We start from the raw sequence: 14,800 nt of genomic DNA on the forward strand, positions 1-14,800 counted from the left end.
TTTGGAGTACAGGTACGATGCCGCAGAGTGTAGGGAGTGCATTGTGGCTTGTGAAACGCTAATATTTGTCACATGCATTCAAAAATTTTGCAGGCAAAAAATGTGGTCTGAATACTCTCTGGAAGTGGTTGATGCCGTCGCCCGTAACGGCAGCTTTAGCGCGGCGGCGCAGGAGCTCCATCGGGTGCCTTCCGCCGTCAGCTATACCGTGCGTCAGCTCGAAGAGTGGCTGGCCGTCCCGTTGTTTGAGCGCCGTCATCGTGATGTGGAGCTGACCCCTGCTGGGGTCTGGTTTTTACAGGAAGGGCGCTCTGTTATCAAAAAAATGCAGATCACCCGCCAGCAGTGCCAGCAAATTGCCAACGGCTGGCGCGGGCAGTTGTCGATCGCGGTGGACGATATCGTGAAACCCGCGCGGATGCGCCAGATGATCGTGGATTTCTATCGCCATTTTCCCGACGTCGAGCTGATCGTTTTTCAGGAAGTGTTCAATGGGGTATGGGATGCGCTGGCCGACGGCCGCGTGGAGCTGGCGATTGGCGCAACGCGCTCTATTCCGGTCGGGGGCCGCTATGCGTTCCGCGATATGGGGATGCTGAGCTGGGACTGCGTGGTGGCGAGCGAGCACCCGCTGGCGAAGATGGCGGGGCCGCTGAGCGACGATGTCCTGCGCAACTGGCCGTCGCTGGTGCGGGAAGATACCTCGCGTTCGTTGCCCAAACGGACAACGTGGCTGCTGGATAACCAGAAGAGGGTGGTGGTCCCCGACTGGGAATCGTCGGCAACCTGTCTGTCGGCAGGGCTCTGCGTCGGCATGGTGCCAAGCCATTTCGCCCGGCCATGGGTGGATCGCGGCGAGTGGACCGCGCTGGCGCTGGAAAATCCGTTTCCGGATGCGGCCTGCTGTCTGACCTGGCAGCAGAATGATGCTTCACCGGCGTTAAACTGGATGCTGGACTACCTGGGGGACAGCGACACGCTGAATCGGGAGTGGCTGCGGGCGCCGGAGTGATCCGCGCCCGCCAGTGCTTTAGCGACGATAGTCGACAAACGGGCCATCCGCCACCGAGCGGCGTTCGACCAGCCGAGGGTGCACTTCAATAGACTGCGACTCTTCGCGCTTGTTGACGATACGATCCAACAGCATATTGAACGCGGCTTCGCCCAGCGAATCTTTCGGCTGATGAATGGTGGTTAACGCCGGGCTGAAATAGCGGGCGTTGCGCACATTATCATAACCGATCAGCGAAATGTCCTGCGGCACGCGCAGCCCCATTTCATCCGCGGCGCAGATAGCGCCCATCGCCATAATGTCGCCGCCGCAGAAGACCGCCGTTGGACGGTGTTGTTGGCTCAGGATCTGCTGCATGGCGCGGTAGCCGGACTCCGGCTCGAAGTCGCCCTGTACAATCCAGTTTTCCGGCACGCTGATATGCGCCTCTTTCATCGCCTGCATGAAGCCGGCCAGTCGCCCCGCGCCGGTGTTGCGCTCCAGCGGGCCCGGGATCACGCCGATTTCGCGGTGACCGCGTTCAATCAGGTAACGTCCGGCGATATACCCGCCCTGGAAGGCGTTATCGATTACCGCATCGGTAAAGTCGGCTTTTGCTTCGCCCCAGTCCATCACCACCATCGGAATATGGCGATACTCTTCCAGCATGCTCAGGACGGAGTCCGGGTATTCGGAACACATCACCAGCAGACCGTCGACACGTTTTTGCGCCATCATCGACAGATAGGCCCGCTGTTTTTCCGGGTCGTTCCAGGCGTTGCCGAGGATCAGGGTATAGCCCTTCTGGAAGCAGCTCTTTTCAACGGACTCAATGATTTCAGCGAAATAGGCGGCTTCGCTACTGGTCGCCAGCAGGCCAATCGATTTTGTATGATTGACTTTCAGGCTGCGGGCCACGGCGCTCGGCGAGTAGTGCAACTCTTTAATCGCCGCCCATACCGCATTGCGCGTCTCTTCGGCAACGAAACGGGTTTTGTTAATTACATGTGATACAGTTGTAGTGGAAACGTTTGCGCGCTTCGCTACATCTTTAATAGTTGCCATTACATCTCACTCCATGCCTTGACCTGATCGCCTGATCATCGATACGTAAACGTTTGCCTACACACACCCTGAATACAATTTTCAACATTGCATCACGTCGGGAAAACGACACAGAACGACAGGAAGGGGTCAATGGCCGATACGCTTTTAAATTAGCGTGGGATTTTGTCCGATCTTGGGGCAAAGTGGAAGAGCAAAAATGTGCATCGCCCTAAATCCCGGAAGATTTTTGCGATTTTTTGTGCAAAAATGAGCAAGCTCACTTTTGGTGTGGGGATAACAAGAGGGAAAAATGATGGATACCAATTTAAAGTTTTCGCTGATCACCACGATTATTGCCCTCGGCGTGATCGTCGCATTCAGCCTGACCGCCATACTGCACTAATGTTCCGATGAGGGAGGAACGCGGCTTCCTCCCCGTATCCCGCCATTATTATCAATTCTGCAAAAATCTTTTGTCATTTCGTTCACTTTTGTTTTTTTGTGATTGATGTCATGCTTTTGGCTTCTGATGTTACGCCGTCCTCCCTGACGGTCTGATGGAGTCATTGAATGAAAATCAACTTTCCTTTACTCGCGCTGGCGATCGGCGCCTTTGGCATTGGGACTACCGAGTTCTCCCCGATGGGATTGCTGCCGGTGATTGCCAAGGGCGTGGACGTCTCGATACCGGTAGCGGGAATGCTGATCAGTGCGTATGCCATCGGCGTCATGGTCGGCGCGCCGCTGATGACCCTGCTGCTGTCCCATCGCGCCCGACGCAATGCGCTGATTTTTCTGATGGGGATCTTCACCGTCGGCAACCTGCTGTCATCCATTGCGCCGGATTACACCACGCTGCTGCTGTCGCGCATTATTACCAGCCTCAACCACGGCGCCTTTTTTGGCCTGGGGTCGGTGGTGGCGGCCAGCGTGGTGCCCAAGCACAAGCAGGCCAGCGCGGTGGCCACCATGTTTATGGGCCTCACCATCGCTAATATCGGCGGCGTGCCTGCCGCGACCTGGCTTGGAGAAACCATCGGCTGGCGGATGTCCTTCCTCGCCACCGCGGGGTTAGGCCTGCTGGCGATGGTGAGCCTGTGGTTCTCCCTGCCGAAGGGCAGCGCGGGCGAACGGCCGGATGTCAAACAAGAGCTTTCGGTCCTGTTACGGCCGCAGGTGCTTTCTGCCTTACTGACCACCGTGCTGGGCGCCGGGGCGATGTTTACGCTGTATACCTACATTTCGCCGGTACTGAATTCGCTGACCCATGCTTCATCGCTGTTTATCACCGCGATGCTGGTGCTGATTGGAGTTGGTTTTTCGCTGGGCAACTATCTGGGCGGCAAATTCGCCGACCGGTCGGTCTCCCGCACGCTGAAAGGCTTTCTGCTGCTGCTGATGGCGATCATGCTGGCGATACCGCTGCTGGCGCAATCCCAGGCGGGTGCGGCCATCAGTATGATCGTCTGGGGCGCAGCCACCTTTGCGGTAGTGCCGCCGCTGCAGATGCGAGTGATGCGCGTGGCGCATGAGGCGCCGGGTCTCTCTTCTTCGGTGAATATCGGGGCGTTCAACCTGGGCAACGCGCTGGGCGCCGCCGCCGGCGGGGCGGTGATCTCCGGCGGACTGGGATATGCGTTTGTGCCGGTGATGGGCGCGATTATTGCCGGTCTGGCGCTGCTGCTGGTCTGGTTTAGCGGACGAGCGCAGCCGGAGGAGGCCTTTGCCAGCCAGTCATAAACGGTGGGGAAGGGTGTAAAAAAAACCGCAGCAGGGGTCACTCTGCTGCGGTTTGTCGTTTATGCGGCCAGGTTAGCGGCAACAAACTTCCAGTTAACCAGCGCCCAGAAGTGGTCCAGATAGCTTGGACGGGCGTTGCGGTAGTCGATGTAGTAAGCATGTTCCCAGACGTCAACGGTCAGCAGCGGCTTCGCGTCGGTGGTCAGCGGGGTACCCGCGTTGCTGGTGGAGACGATAGCCAGGCTGCCGTCGGCATTTTTAACCAGCCAGGTCCAGCCAGCGCCAAAGTTTTTCGCCGCGGCGTCGGTAAATTTGGCCTTAAACTCTGCGAAGCTGCCGAAGGATTTGGCAATTGCGGCCGCCAGCTCGCCTTCCGGTTCGCCGCCGGCGTTCGGCGCCAGGCAGTTCCAGTAGAAGGTGTGGTTCCAGACCTGCGCCGCGTTGTTGAAAACGCCGCCTTCAGAGGTGCGCACGATCTCTTCGAGCGATTGACCTTCGAACGCGGTGCCTTTGATCAGGTTGTTGAGGTTAGTGACATACGCCTGGTGGTGTTTACCGTAGTGGTATTCCAGGGTTTCTGCGGAAATGTGCGGCGCCAGGGCGTCTTTTGCATATGGTAATGCAGGTAATTCAAACGACATTGCTACTCTCCTTATAACTTTTTTGTTTTATCTCACATTGACAAGATGAGGTTTTCACCTGAATCGCGTTCTGACCGCCCGACGCTGTCGCGTCCCGGGCCTGTTATTGTATTGAGAATGTTAACATTTGCCGCAGGCAGTGAAAAGCCTTACAACGATAAAGGCTATTATCGCCGGCGCAACTGCCGAAGGCTTAACCGTTTTCTGCGGAGCGGCGCGTTAAGACGCCCGCAGATGTTGCAAAAATGTATAAGTAAAAGGAGGCTGGGTCTCCAGCCTCTCGCCGCGATGGTTAATTTCTTAGCAGGCCATCTGAAGACCCCCGCAGCGCAAACGACTGAGTGAAAATAATCATTTTAAATCAAATGATTAATGACGATATGCTTTCAGGTAATCGCCGCTATGCCAATAATTCATTGTCTATTTTGATATTTGTATGACAAATATAGCCGCCGGCAGCAATTTCCACAGGATGGCTACGATGGCAAAAACAGATGAAGTGGTAAGCCCGAAAATGATCCCGGTCGTGCAGGGGATCGTTGACTGGATCGAAGAACATATTTTTGACACCCTGCCGGTGAGCGCGATAGCGAAAAAGTCCGGCTACTCGCACTGGTATTTCCAGCGGCAATTCGCCATGGTGACCGGCTGCACGCTGGCGAGCTACGTCAGCCGCCGGAAGATGACCATCGCGACAATCTACTTAACGCAGACCGAGGCCTCCATGCAGAGTATTTCCCAACGTCTGGGGTACGACGGGCAGGCGGCGTTCTGCCGCACCTTTCACCGTCACTTTGGCATGTCGCCCACCCGCTATCGTCGGGAAGCGCCGGTCACAGAGGCGAATATGCAGTTTCCCCTGACGGTGGGGGCGGAGAACGCGCAGGTGAAGAGGGCTGCCGCCGTAGCGGCAGACCGGGATCAACGAATGGTTTTCGGGGTCATGACGCGACGGGCGCCGACGTAATGACGTACCCAGTAATCTTCGCTCAGGGAGGTGATTTGAATATCGCGCCCCGTGCGCGGGGACTGAATGAATTTCCCGTTGCCGACGTAAACGCCAACGTGGTCGGCAGTGCCGCGTCCGCGGGTGCGGAAGAAGACCAGGTCGCCGCTCTGCAGTTCGTCACGATCGACCGGACGCGCATCGCGCAGGTGGTACATTTCATTGGCGGTACGCGGGATATGAATCTTGACCAGATCTTTGTAGGCGTAATAGACCAGCCCGCTGCAGTCGAACCCGGTGCGCGGCGAGGTGCCGCCCCAGCGATACGGTTTACCCAGCTGGCCCATCAGTTTGTTCATGGCGGTACTCTGCGCTTTTTGCACCCGGACCCTATGCGCGTCGGCGATCGTCAGATTCGCTTCGCTGGCCTCAGGTTTACAGCGTTTTTTATAGCCCTTACGCACCACGCATTTGCTTTTGACGCTGTTCAGCGCCAGGGCCGGCTCGGCGCTGGCGGCCACCGTTTTTGCGCACTGCTTTTTATACCCTTTACGCAGCACGCATTTCTTCGTGGCGCCGGCGGCCTGACGATGAAGCGCGGTTTGGCTTGCTGCGGTAGAGCGGGTAGGGAGCCGGGTGCTCGAGGATTTTTTACTGGTGGTTTTAGCGGTGGTTTTACTTTTTTGACTGGTTGCTTTTTTCTTGCGCTCTGAGCCGCTTTTCGCGGGCAACGCCTTCGGCGAGGCGGAGGCGTGCGTATGCCCTGAAGCCTGAGCCAGTGGCGTGAATGAGATAGATGTGAACAGTAATGCACAGAGCGATATCGCGATTTTGTTTAGCCGCGCCACTGAGCAATCCCCTGATTAATTACAGACATGTACAAATGCCTGACGATGAATGACAAACCGGAACGATTCTAAAGCATAAAAACCCGGAAAGTTAATATTCTTTTGTATCAAAAATGTCGATTGGTTAACGATTGCAAGAAAACGCGTCAGACATTGACCGCCTCGCACAGAAAATGCGCAACGCGCGCCTGCCCGCGACGGCAAAATGATATTTTTAAGGCAACTTCGCGCAACAGAAGATAAAATATGAATAGTGAAAAAAATGTTATTATCGGTCCTGCCCTCGGGACGCTACAATGACAAGTTACTGCCGTAGAAAGAAGTTTAAGGAAGCACGACAATGAGCTCGACTTTAGAAAAGATCCAACGCCAAATCGCTGAAAACCCGATCCTGCTGTACATGAAAGGTTCGCCGAAGCTGCCAAGCTGCGGTTTCTCCGCTCAGGCCGTTCAGGCGCTGTCCGCCTGTGGCGAACGTTTTGCTTACGTTGATATCCTGCAGAACCCGGATATCCGCGCCGAGCTGCCAAAATATGCCAATTGGCCGACCTTCCCGCAGCTGTGGGTGGACGGTGAACTGGTGGGCGGCTGCGATATCGTCATCGAGATGTACCAGCGCGGTGAACTGCAGCAGCTGATCAAAGAGACAGCGGCGAAATACCACACTGACGAGCCGAAAGCGGAATAATTCCCGCGGTCAGTAAAAAAGCGACTTCCTGGAAGTCGCTTTTTTTATCACTCCGGCGTCGCCACCGGCAGCGGCCAGCCGCCCAGACGCTTCCAGCGGTTCACTATCTCGCAAAACAGCTGTGCCGTCTGCTCGGTATCGTAGAGGGCGGAGTGGGCCTGCGCGCCGTCGAACGGCATACCCGCGGCAATACAAGCTTTCGACAATACCGTCTGGCCCAGCGCCAGCCCGCTCAGCGCGGCGGTGTCGAAGGTGACAAACGGATGGAACGGGTTGCGTTTTAGCCCCGCCCGTTCGGCGGCGGTCATGGTGAAGCTGTGGTCAAATGTGGCGTTGTGCGCCACCATGATAGCCCGACTGCAGTCGCTCTCTTTCATCCCTTTGCGTACCATTTTGAAGATGGCATGCAGAGCGTCGTATTCGCTAACGGCGCCGCGCTCTGGATCGTGCGGGTTAATCCCGTTAAAGGCCAGCGCTTCGGGCTGAAGATTGGCGCCCTCGAAAGGTTCAACATGGAAATGCAGCGTTTCATCGGGCATCAGCCAGCCTTGCTCATCCATCTTCAACGTAATGGCGGCGATCTCCAGCAGGGCGTCGGTTTTGGCATTAAATCCTGCGGTTTCAACATCAATCACCACTGGATAAAAACCGCGGAAACGGTCGCACAGACCATTCAGTTGAGCGTTCTCGGACATCAGATTCTCTTAGCTGGAAAAAAGTAGCGCGCATTATGGCAAATTTTGCCACGGCTTGCAGCAGGCAGGGGTGAAAACAACGGGCGCCGCAGCGCCCGGGCGAACGAGGATAATAAAGTCGCTATGGTCGGGGGGGTTAGTTGCCCAGCCCTTTGCCGGCGTCTTTCTCTTCAATCAGCTCGATTTTGTAACCGTCAGGATCTTCCACGAAGGCGATAACGGTGCTGCCGCCTTTTACCGGCCCGGCTTCGCGGGTAACGTTGCCCCCGTTCTGGCGGATCCGCTCGCAGGCTTCGGCGGCGTTGTCGACGCTCAGCGCGATGTGACCGTAGGCGGTGCCCAGCTCATAGCTGTCCACGCCCCAGTTGTAGGTCAGTTCGATCACCGCGGTATCGCTCTCTTCGCCGTAGCCGACGAAGGCGAGGGAGTATTTGTACTCCGGGTTTTCGCTGGTGCGCAGCAGCTTCATGCCCAACACATTGGTATAGAAGTCGATAGAACGTTGCAGGTCGCCAACGCGCAGCATGGTGTGGAGTAAGCGCATAATGTCCCCTATGCAGTTTATTTGATAGATCAGAGCCTTGAGTATAGCGGCGATACGTCGCCGCTATCAATGGAGGGATTACAGCGTAGGATAATCGGTGTAGCCTTCCGCGCCGCCGCCGTAGAAGGACTCCGGGCGCTGCGGGTTGAGCGCCGCTTTTTTCTGCAGGCGGGCCACCAGATCCGGGTTGGCGATGTAATCGCGGCCAAAGGCCACGGCATCAATCAGCCCTTTGCTGATCAGGTCGTTGGCTTTTTCAACGGTGTAGGCGCCAGCGCCAATGATCACGCCCGGGAAGCGGTCGCGAACTTTCTGACGGAAGGCTTCGCTGTACGGCTTGCCGCCCGCCCAGTCCGGCTCGGACATGTGCAGATAGGCGATACCGCGTTTCGCCAGCTCGCTAATCAGATACAGCGCGTCTTCTTCTTCGTTCGGGCCATTATCTACATTCTGGAAGCTGCCAATCGGCGACACGCGGATGCCAATCCGGTCGGCGCTCCACTCTTTGCTCACGGCGTCAACCACCTCCAGCACCAGACGGGCGCGGTTTTCCACGCTGCCACCATACTGGTCGGTACGCTGGTTCGCCGACGGCGAGAGGAACTGGTGCAGCAGATAGCCGTGAGCCGAGTGCAGTTCAACCAGATCGAAACCGGCGTCACGGGCATTGCCCACCGCCTGACGGAAATCATCGACGATCCCCGGGATCTCTTCGGTTTCCAGAGCGCGAGGCATCGAGGTGTCGGCGCGGATGGCGTGGCCGTTTTCGTCGCGCAGCGAGGTGCGGGTGCCGGCGCTCAGCGCAGACGGCGCTACCGGGGCGGCGCCGCCGGGCTGCAGGCTGCTATGGGAAATTCGCCCGGTATGCCACAGCTGCACGGCGATATGGCCGTTTTCCGCGTGAACGCCGGCGGTGATTTTCTGCCAGGCGGCAATCTGCTCCGGGCTGTGCAGCCCTGGCGCGCCGGCATAGCCTTTGGCCTGGGCGGAAATCTGCGTCGCTTCGGTGATGATCAGCCCGGAGCTGGCGCGCTGACGGTAATATTCGCCCATCAGCGGGGTAGGGATATCGCCCGGCTCGATGCTGCGCAGACGCGTCAGTGGAGCCATAAATACGCGATTAGGGACGGTGACGGTACCGACTTTCAACGGGGTGAATAATTTTGATTCCGACATAATGACTCCTGAGTAGACCGGTCGTCTAGGAACTGATGAAATAAAAACGCCTGTTAAACAGCAGGCGCCGCAATAATCTGTTTCGCGTGGGCAAGGGCGCTCTCCAGCGGCGTTGCGCTACGCGTTATTTTGGCCTGCAGGTTGGCGCCGAGCCACAGGGAATAGAGCACCTGCGACAGGGTCATGGCCTCGCCGTCAAATGTCAGACTGCCTTCCTGACGTCCTTTCTCCAGTGCGTCGCCCAGCAGGGCGATGATCTGGCTGGCGCCGTGGTTCATGGCGGTGCGCATGTCTTCCGACAGATCGCAGACCTCTGCCGACAGCTTGACGGTAAGACACCCGCTAATAATTCCCTGCTGGTAAAACTGATTCAGCGTGTGCTGATAGTAGGCCAGCAGCCGATCGCGATAGTTGCCGTCGCCATGGGCGAAGTGCTCGACCAGGCGCTGCAGATATCCGGCGAAATGGTTTTCCAGCAAGGCGACGCCGAAGGCTTCTTTAGAGCGAAAGTAATGATAGAAAGAGCCCTTGGGCACTTCCGCCGTCTTCAGGAGTTCGCTCAAGCCCATGCCGGTAAAGCCGCGATGCATGCAAAGCCGCTCGCCGGTGGCCAGAATATGTTCTCGGGTATCGCAATCGCTGTGTCTGTTCATGGAGCACACTGTAGTAGACCGATTGGTCTAATGCAAGACCCGGCGCAAAAATGTTAGCTGGCGCAGCACGTAGTGAACAAAATTTGCGTCAGCGCGGGGAAACGTCTTCAATGAAAGGAGATGAGGGGACAGGAGGCGTGTGGTGGCAGAGCAGTTAGAGTTTTTCCCGGTGCAGAGCCCGTGCCGGGGAATTTGTCAGACCGATGAGCGCGGCTACTGTCGCGGCTGTTTCCGTAGCCGTGAGGAACGTTTTAACTGGCAAACGATGAGCGATGCGCAGAAACAGGAGGTTTTGCGTCTGTGTCGTCAACGCCTGCTGCGCAAAATCCGCGCAAACAGGCCAGAGGCGGCGGAAGAACCGCAGCAACCCTCACTGTTTTAAGCCAAAAATTACGTATACTCAGAGCACTTTTTTATTGAGGAAGCGGTTATGGTTCAGCGTATTGCTATGGCTCCCCAGGGGCCGGAATTTTCGCGTTTTGTGATGGGCTACTGGCGTCTGATGGACTGGAAAATGTCGCCAGGCGAGCTGGTCGGCTTTATCGAACAGCATCTCGATTTAGGCATTACCACCGTCGATCACGCCGATATCTATGGTGATTACCAGTGCGAATCCGCCTTTGGTGAAGCCCTGAAGCTGGCGCCGCATCTGCGTAGCCGAATGGAAATTGTCAGCAAATGCGGCATTGCCACCCGGGCGCGCGCTGAAAACACCATCGGTCACTACATTACCGACCGGGACCACATCGTGCTCAGCGCTGAGCAATCGCTGCGTAATCTGGCGACGGACCATCTCGATCTGCTGCTGATCCACCGGCCGGATCCGCTGATGGACGCCGACGAGGTGGCTGAAGCCTTCCTCGCGCTGCATCACAGCGGCAAAGTACGTCATTTCGGCGTCTCGAACTTTACCCCTTCCCAGTTCACCCTTCTGCAGTCGCGCCTGCCGTTTACGCTTGCTACCAACCAGGTGGAGATCTCGCCGGTGCATCAGCCGTTGCTGCTCGACGGTACCCTCGATCAGCTGCAGCAGCTGCGTATTCGCCCGATGGCCTGGTCCTGCCTCGGCGGCGGCCGCCTGTTTAATGAAGAGGGCTTTCAGCCGCTGCGCGACGAGCTGGCCCAGGTGGCCCACGAGCTTAACGCCGACAGCATCGAGCAGGTGGTTTATGCCTGGGTGCTGCGCCTGCCATCGCAACCGCTGCCGATTATCGGCTCGGGCAAAATTGAGCGCGTGCGCTCGGCGATTGTGGCTGAAAAGCTGAGTATGACCCGCCAGCAGTGGTTCCGTATCCGCAAAGCCGCGCTCGGTTACGACGTGCCATAACCGGCATTTCGCCTCCGGAAACCTGTTCCTGGTTTACACTTAACAGGGAGACAGCCATCCGGAGGTGTTATGCAACGATGTATTCTCGCTATCCTTTCCCTCGCATTTTGCGCTGGCGCGCAGGCCGTTAGTGAAGATGTGCAACTTAATCTCGTGACCAGCCAGGGCGTTGGTCAATCCATCGGCAGTGTAAAAATCACTGAAACCGACCGCGGACTCGAATTTGCTCCCGATCTGCGAGCGTTGCCGCCGGGCAAGCACGGCTTTCATATCCATGCTGAAGGCAGCTGCCAGCCGGCGATGAAAGAGGGCAAAGCCGTAGCCGCCGGAGCGGCGGGCGGACATTACGATCCGCAACATACCGGTAAACATGAAGGGCCGCTGGGCACCGGACATCTTGGCGATTTGCCCCTGCTGGTGGTCAACGACGCGGGCGTGGCTGACCAGCCGATTATCGCTCCGCGTCTGAAAACGCTGGCGGAAGTGAAAGGCAAAGCGCTGATGGTTCATGTCGGCGGCGATAATATGGCCGACAGTCCGCAGCCGCTGGGCGGCGGCGGCGAACGGTTTGCCTGCGGGGTGATTAAGTAAGCTTTTCGCCAATCGTTCCGGCGACCGGAGCCTGTTCCAGCTGCGATAGCGCGCAATACAGTCGCCAGATCGCGGCGGCCAGCTCCCGGGCCGCCGGCTGATGATGGTGGTTCAGAACCTCGCAGATCCGCAGCAGCTCCTGCAGCGTGGTGGCCAGCGGCCGCTGCTGCACGCCGCGCTCGCTCATGACATCGCGCAGCAGGTTGATACACAGATCGCGCACCTGGGCGAGCGGATCGGAGCGGGTTTCCCACTCGCGAAGCTGCCAGACCACGTGGGAGCAGTTCAGTAAGACCACCCCCCAGCGCAGTAGCCAGCGGCGGGCCAGCGCATCCTGGCTCTGACTGAGCTGGCTGACGTGGTGATATACCAGCGATTCAAATTCGTGCTCGCTGTGCTGGGGGCGGCGGCTGAGCTGATCGACAAAGTGACGCCGTAACGCTCTGATGTGCCGTCGCCCTTTGCGGGCGTCCGAGCCGGGACTGAGCACCGCAAAAGCCAGCCACGCAAAGCCCACGCCGACAATCTTGCTTAAATTGTCATTGAAAAAGGCCGCATAGTCGTACACCGGTGGGTTGGTGACGGAGATAAACGAGCCCATAAAGACGATAAGCTGCCCCCACAGGCCGGCAAATTTTGGCCACTGCAGCTTGAGTAACTGCATGGTGGTCAGCAACGGGAACAGAAACAGCAGGAACTGCCACAGGTCGGTGATCTGCACCATCAGGCCAAATTTCACCACAAAACTGAACACCGACAGCAGGACCAGGGTCTGCATCAGCAGGGTTAGCGAGCGAAACGGCGAGGCCGACACCGAGTAGAGTACGCAGCAGATGGAGGCCAGGGTCAGGGCCGCCGCGCAGCTGGTCCACTGGGTACTGATCCCCCACGCGCCTATCGCCACCAGGGCGCAAAAGGTACGAATGCCGTTGAGCAGGGCTTCCGCCTGGTCCGTGTGGCGGGTCAGCGCGGGTGCGGAAGGAACATTGAACTCGGCGATCGCTGAGGCATTTTCAACCCGGCGGATCCAGCGGCTGCTTTCCAGATAAATGCGACAGAAATAGCGTAACCGCGCCCAGAAGGCGAGGTGGCGGTAATCCGCGCCCGGCGGCGGCGCCAGCGGCGCCAGAATGCGGGCGACGTGATAGCTGTCAGCATGGGCGGTGGCGAGCTCCGCAAGCAACGACTCCAGCACCTGGCGGGTATTGGCCGGGGCGTCAGGCCAGTTCAGCAGCATACGCCGCAGGCTGGAAATGACGCTGGTCATTCGGAGCTGTTGGTGCAGCAGGTAGTTCAGCAGGGGATTCTGCCGACGGAAGCGGTAGTGGCTCCAGAAGGCCTGGATGCGCAGCAGGTTCATGGTCAGGATCTGGCCAATTACGCTTTCATGGGCGGTGCGGATAGCATCCGTCGTTTCCGGTACCCACAGCAGACTGGCGTGCTCCAGCAGGCGGGCGTGCATGGTTTTCAAAGCCGTCAGCAGGTTGCTGCCATCGGAGGTGCTGGGCAGGATCATCATCATCAACCCGCCGCACAGGATCCCGACGATGACTTCGCAGACGCGCGACTGGGCAATCACCCATAGCTCGTAGCTGTCGCTGATATTAATCACCGGAAAGGCGATGATGGCGCAGGTATAGCCCGCCAGCTGAAAGGCGTAGGCCACGTTGTTGGTGAACAGGGCGCAGGCCCAGGTACAGAGCGCCAGCCAGCCGGAGATACTGAACAGGAACAGCCAGGGATCGTTGAGCGTATGGCCCGCCAGCAGCAGGGCGGCGCAGGCGCCAAGCAGGCTGCCGGCAATGCGGCCGAAACTTTTACTGATCACCCCGCCGACGGTGGGAAAGCTGACCACCGCCGCGGAGGTCATCGCCCAGTAGGGCTCATCCAGATCCAGCGCGTAGGCGATGCTCAGCGCAAGACACATCGCGATGCCGTTACGCAGCGCGTATCGCCACTGCGGTCGGGTGGCTTTAACCCAGGGCAGCGTGCGCCATGACAGGGTCTGCAGATTCATCACTGTCCGCCGATCGAGACGGTGCAGGTGGTGCCGGAGACCAGAGTGACATCGGCCGGCAAGCTATCAAAGGCAATCCGCACCGGGACGCGCTGGGCGAGGCGGACCCAGGGGATATTCGGTTTGATATTGGCCACCAGCCCGGTTCCCTGTTCCACGCTCTGGTCAACAATCGCGCGACCGATGCTGGCGACATGCCCCTGCAGCGTCTGCTGATTGCTGTAGAGAATGATTTGCGCCGGATCGCCGATGCGAATATGGCGCAGTTTGGTCTCTTCAAAGTAGCCCAGCACATAGAACGAATGGCTGTCCACCAGGGCAAAGACCGGATGGCCGGTGGTGGCGTAATCGCCGACCCGGGTGGAGAGGTTAGTCACCCAGCCGTCCACCGGCGCTTTGACTACCGTCTGGCTGAGCTGCCACTGCGCATGCTTCAGCGCCGCCTCGGTGACACCGACTCCCGCTCTGGCGGCCGCCAGGGTGGTGGTGGCGGTATTCAGGGCGGTATTGGCGTTTTCAAGGTCTTCAGCCGAGATGGCATTCTGCGACAGGTTTCTGCGACGGCGGGCTTCGCTGGCGGCTTTGCTTTGCTCCGCCTGCGCTTTCGCCACCTCAGCTTGCGCTTTCGCCAGCTGCGCCTGGGCGTTCAGCACCGCAATGCGGTAGGGGGTGTCGTCGATGGTAAACAAGACTTCACCGGCCTTGACCCGCTGGTTATCGGCCACGTTAAGCTGCAGAATACTGCCGGAGACCTGAGGGGTGATCCCGACCTGCTCGGCGCGCACTTTCCCGTCGCGGGTCCAGGGGGACTGAGTGTAGAAATTCCATAACAACCACGCGGCAACCAGTGCGATGGCCGCCACCAACAGCGTTGACAGATATTTTAATTTTTTCAT

Annotated in this window: 17 protein-coding genes; 8 read left to right on the top strand and 9 right to left on the bottom strand. The window is 58.2% G+C overall.

Going from position 1 to position 14,800, the window contains the following annotated elements:
• Positions 1 to 100: 100 nt before the first annotated feature.
• Complete coding sequence (gene punR, locus ACOI7D_RS10370; RefSeq protein WP_050533384.1) at positions 101 to 1,012, top strand: DNA-binding transcriptional activator PunR; 912 nt, start codon at positions 101 to 103, stop codon at positions 1,010 to 1,012.
• 18 nt (positions 1,013 to 1,030) lie between these two features.
• Here the strand turns inward: punR and purR are convergent, their stop codons facing one another.
• Positions 1,031 to 2,056, bottom strand: coding sequence for an HTH-type transcriptional repressor PurR (gene purR, locus ACOI7D_RS10375; protein WP_004202888.1), 1,026 nt, complete (start codon positions 2,054 to 2,056; stop codon positions 1,031 to 1,033).
• 295 nt (positions 2,057 to 2,351) lie between these two features.
• On the opposite strand from purR, the gene ACOI7D_RS10380 reads away from it, so the two are divergent.
• Both ACOI7D_RS10380 and ACOI7D_RS10385 read left to right on the top strand, forming a co-directional pair.
• Complete coding sequence (locus ACOI7D_RS10380) at positions 2,352 to 2,441, top strand: YnhF family membrane protein (protein WP_004152976.1); 90 nt, start codon at positions 2,352 to 2,354, stop codon at positions 2,439 to 2,441.
• A gap of 167 nt (positions 2,442 to 2,608) precedes the next feature.
• The gene (locus ACOI7D_RS10385; protein ID WP_023289944.1) at positions 2,609 to 3,778 is read left to right on the top strand and encodes an MFS transporter; all 1,170 of its coding nucleotides are present in this window, start codon (positions 2,609 to 2,611) and stop codon (positions 3,776 to 3,778) included.
• 59 nt (positions 3,779 to 3,837) lie between these two features.
• Here ACOI7D_RS10385 and sodB read toward each other — a convergent pair whose 3' ends face one another.
• On the bottom strand, positions 3,838 to 4,419 hold the full coding sequence (gene sodB / locus ACOI7D_RS10390; protein ID WP_023289943.1) for a superoxide dismutase [Fe]: 582 nt from the start codon (positions 4,417 to 4,419) through the stop codon (positions 3,838 to 3,840).
• A 481-nt stretch (positions 4,420 to 4,900) separates the two neighbouring features.
• Here sodB and ACOI7D_RS10395 point away from each other — a divergent pair, with 481 nt between their 5' ends.
• The gene (locus tag ACOI7D_RS10395) at positions 4,901 to 5,386 is read left to right on the top strand and encodes a helix-turn-helix domain-containing protein (RefSeq protein WP_050533385.1); all 486 of its coding nucleotides are present in this window, start codon (positions 4,901 to 4,903) and stop codon (positions 5,384 to 5,386) included.
• On the opposite strand, the gene ACOI7D_RS10400 is transcribed toward ACOI7D_RS10395, so the two are convergent.
• A complete protein-coding gene (locus ACOI7D_RS10400) occupies positions 5,341 to 6,213 on the bottom strand; it encodes a C40 family peptidase (protein ID WP_109547254.1) in 873 nt (290 codons plus the stop codon). The two genes, ACOI7D_RS10395 and ACOI7D_RS10400, sit on opposite strands and share 46 nt — an antisense overlap.
• A 340-nt stretch (positions 6,214 to 6,553) precedes the next feature.
• Here ACOI7D_RS10400 and ACOI7D_RS10405 point away from each other — a divergent pair, with 340 nt between their 5' ends.
• A complete protein-coding gene (locus tag ACOI7D_RS10405) occupies positions 6,554 to 6,901 on the top strand; it encodes a Grx4 family monothiol glutaredoxin (RefSeq protein WP_002907768.1) in 348 nt (115 codons plus the stop codon).
• Positions 6,902 to 6,948: 47 nt separating this feature from the next.
• Here the strand turns inward: ACOI7D_RS10405 and rnt are convergent, their stop codons facing one another.
• The 4 genes from rnt to ACOI7D_RS10425 form a co-directional block, all read right to left on the bottom strand.
• On the bottom strand, positions 6,949 to 7,596 hold the full coding sequence (gene rnt, locus ACOI7D_RS10410; protein ID WP_004202881.1) for a ribonuclease T: 648 nt from the start codon (positions 7,594 to 7,596) through the stop codon (positions 6,949 to 6,951).
• A 136-nt stretch (positions 7,597 to 7,732) separates the two neighbouring features.
• The gene (gene gloA / locus ACOI7D_RS10415) at positions 7,733 to 8,140 is read right to left on the bottom strand and encodes a lactoylglutathione lyase (protein WP_032453119.1); all 408 of its coding nucleotides are present in this window, start codon (positions 8,138 to 8,140) and stop codon (positions 7,733 to 7,735) included.
• 78 nt (positions 8,141 to 8,218) lie between these two features.
• Positions 8,219 to 9,316: an alkene reductase gene (locus tag ACOI7D_RS10420; RefSeq protein WP_109547256.1), complete on the bottom strand. Its 1,098-nt coding sequence runs from the start codon at positions 9,314 to 9,316 to the stop codon at positions 8,219 to 8,221.
• 53 nt (positions 9,317 to 9,369) lie between these two features.
• A complete protein-coding gene (locus tag ACOI7D_RS10425; RefSeq protein ID WP_032428869.1) occupies positions 9,370 to 9,969 on the bottom strand; it encodes a TetR/AcrR family transcriptional regulator in 600 nt (199 codons plus the stop codon).
• Positions 9,970 to 10,108: 139 nt separating this feature from the next.
• Between ACOI7D_RS10425 and ACOI7D_RS10430 the strand changes: the two genes are divergently transcribed.
• The 3 genes from ACOI7D_RS10430 (at position 10,109) to sodC (ending at position 11,887) form a co-directional block, all read left to right on the top strand.
• Positions 10,109 to 10,351: a DUF1289 domain-containing protein gene (locus ACOI7D_RS10430; protein ID WP_017901094.1), complete on the top strand. Its 243-nt coding sequence runs from the start codon at positions 10,109 to 10,111 to the stop codon at positions 10,349 to 10,351.
• 48 nt (positions 10,352 to 10,399) lie between these two features.
• A complete protein-coding gene (locus ACOI7D_RS10435; protein ID WP_109547257.1) occupies positions 10,400 to 11,296 on the top strand; it encodes an aldo/keto reductase in 897 nt (298 codons plus the stop codon).
• Between the two features lie 69 nt (positions 11,297 to 11,365).
• Positions 11,366 to 11,887, top strand: coding sequence for a superoxide dismutase [Cu-Zn] SodC (sodC, locus tag ACOI7D_RS10440; protein WP_023289937.1), 522 nt, complete (start codon positions 11,366 to 11,368; stop codon positions 11,885 to 11,887).
• Here the strand turns inward: sodC and ACOI7D_RS10445 are convergent.
• Together ACOI7D_RS10445 and ACOI7D_RS10450 are read right to left on the bottom strand one after the other, a co-directional pair.
• Positions 11,880 to 13,904 carry an FUSC family protein gene (locus tag ACOI7D_RS10445; protein WP_101989248.1) on the bottom strand — a complete coding sequence of 675 codons (2,025 nt, stop codon included), beginning with the start codon at positions 13,902 to 13,904 and terminating at the stop codon, positions 11,880 to 11,882. The two genes, sodC and ACOI7D_RS10445, sit on opposite strands and share 8 nt — an antisense overlap.
• The gene (locus ACOI7D_RS10450) at positions 13,904 to 14,800 is read right to left on the bottom strand and encodes an HlyD family secretion protein (RefSeq protein ID WP_023289935.1); all 897 of its coding nucleotides are present in this window, start codon (positions 14,798 to 14,800) and stop codon (positions 13,904 to 13,906) included. Before ACOI7D_RS10450 ends, ACOI7D_RS10445 begins: the two co-directional genes overlap by 1 nt.

Origin of the sequence: Klebsiella sp. C360 (assembly GCF_048822415.1) — a bacterium.
Taxonomy (GTDB): domain Bacteria; phylum Pseudomonadota; class Gammaproteobacteria; order Enterobacterales; family Enterobacteriaceae; genus Klebsiella; species Klebsiella quasipneumoniae.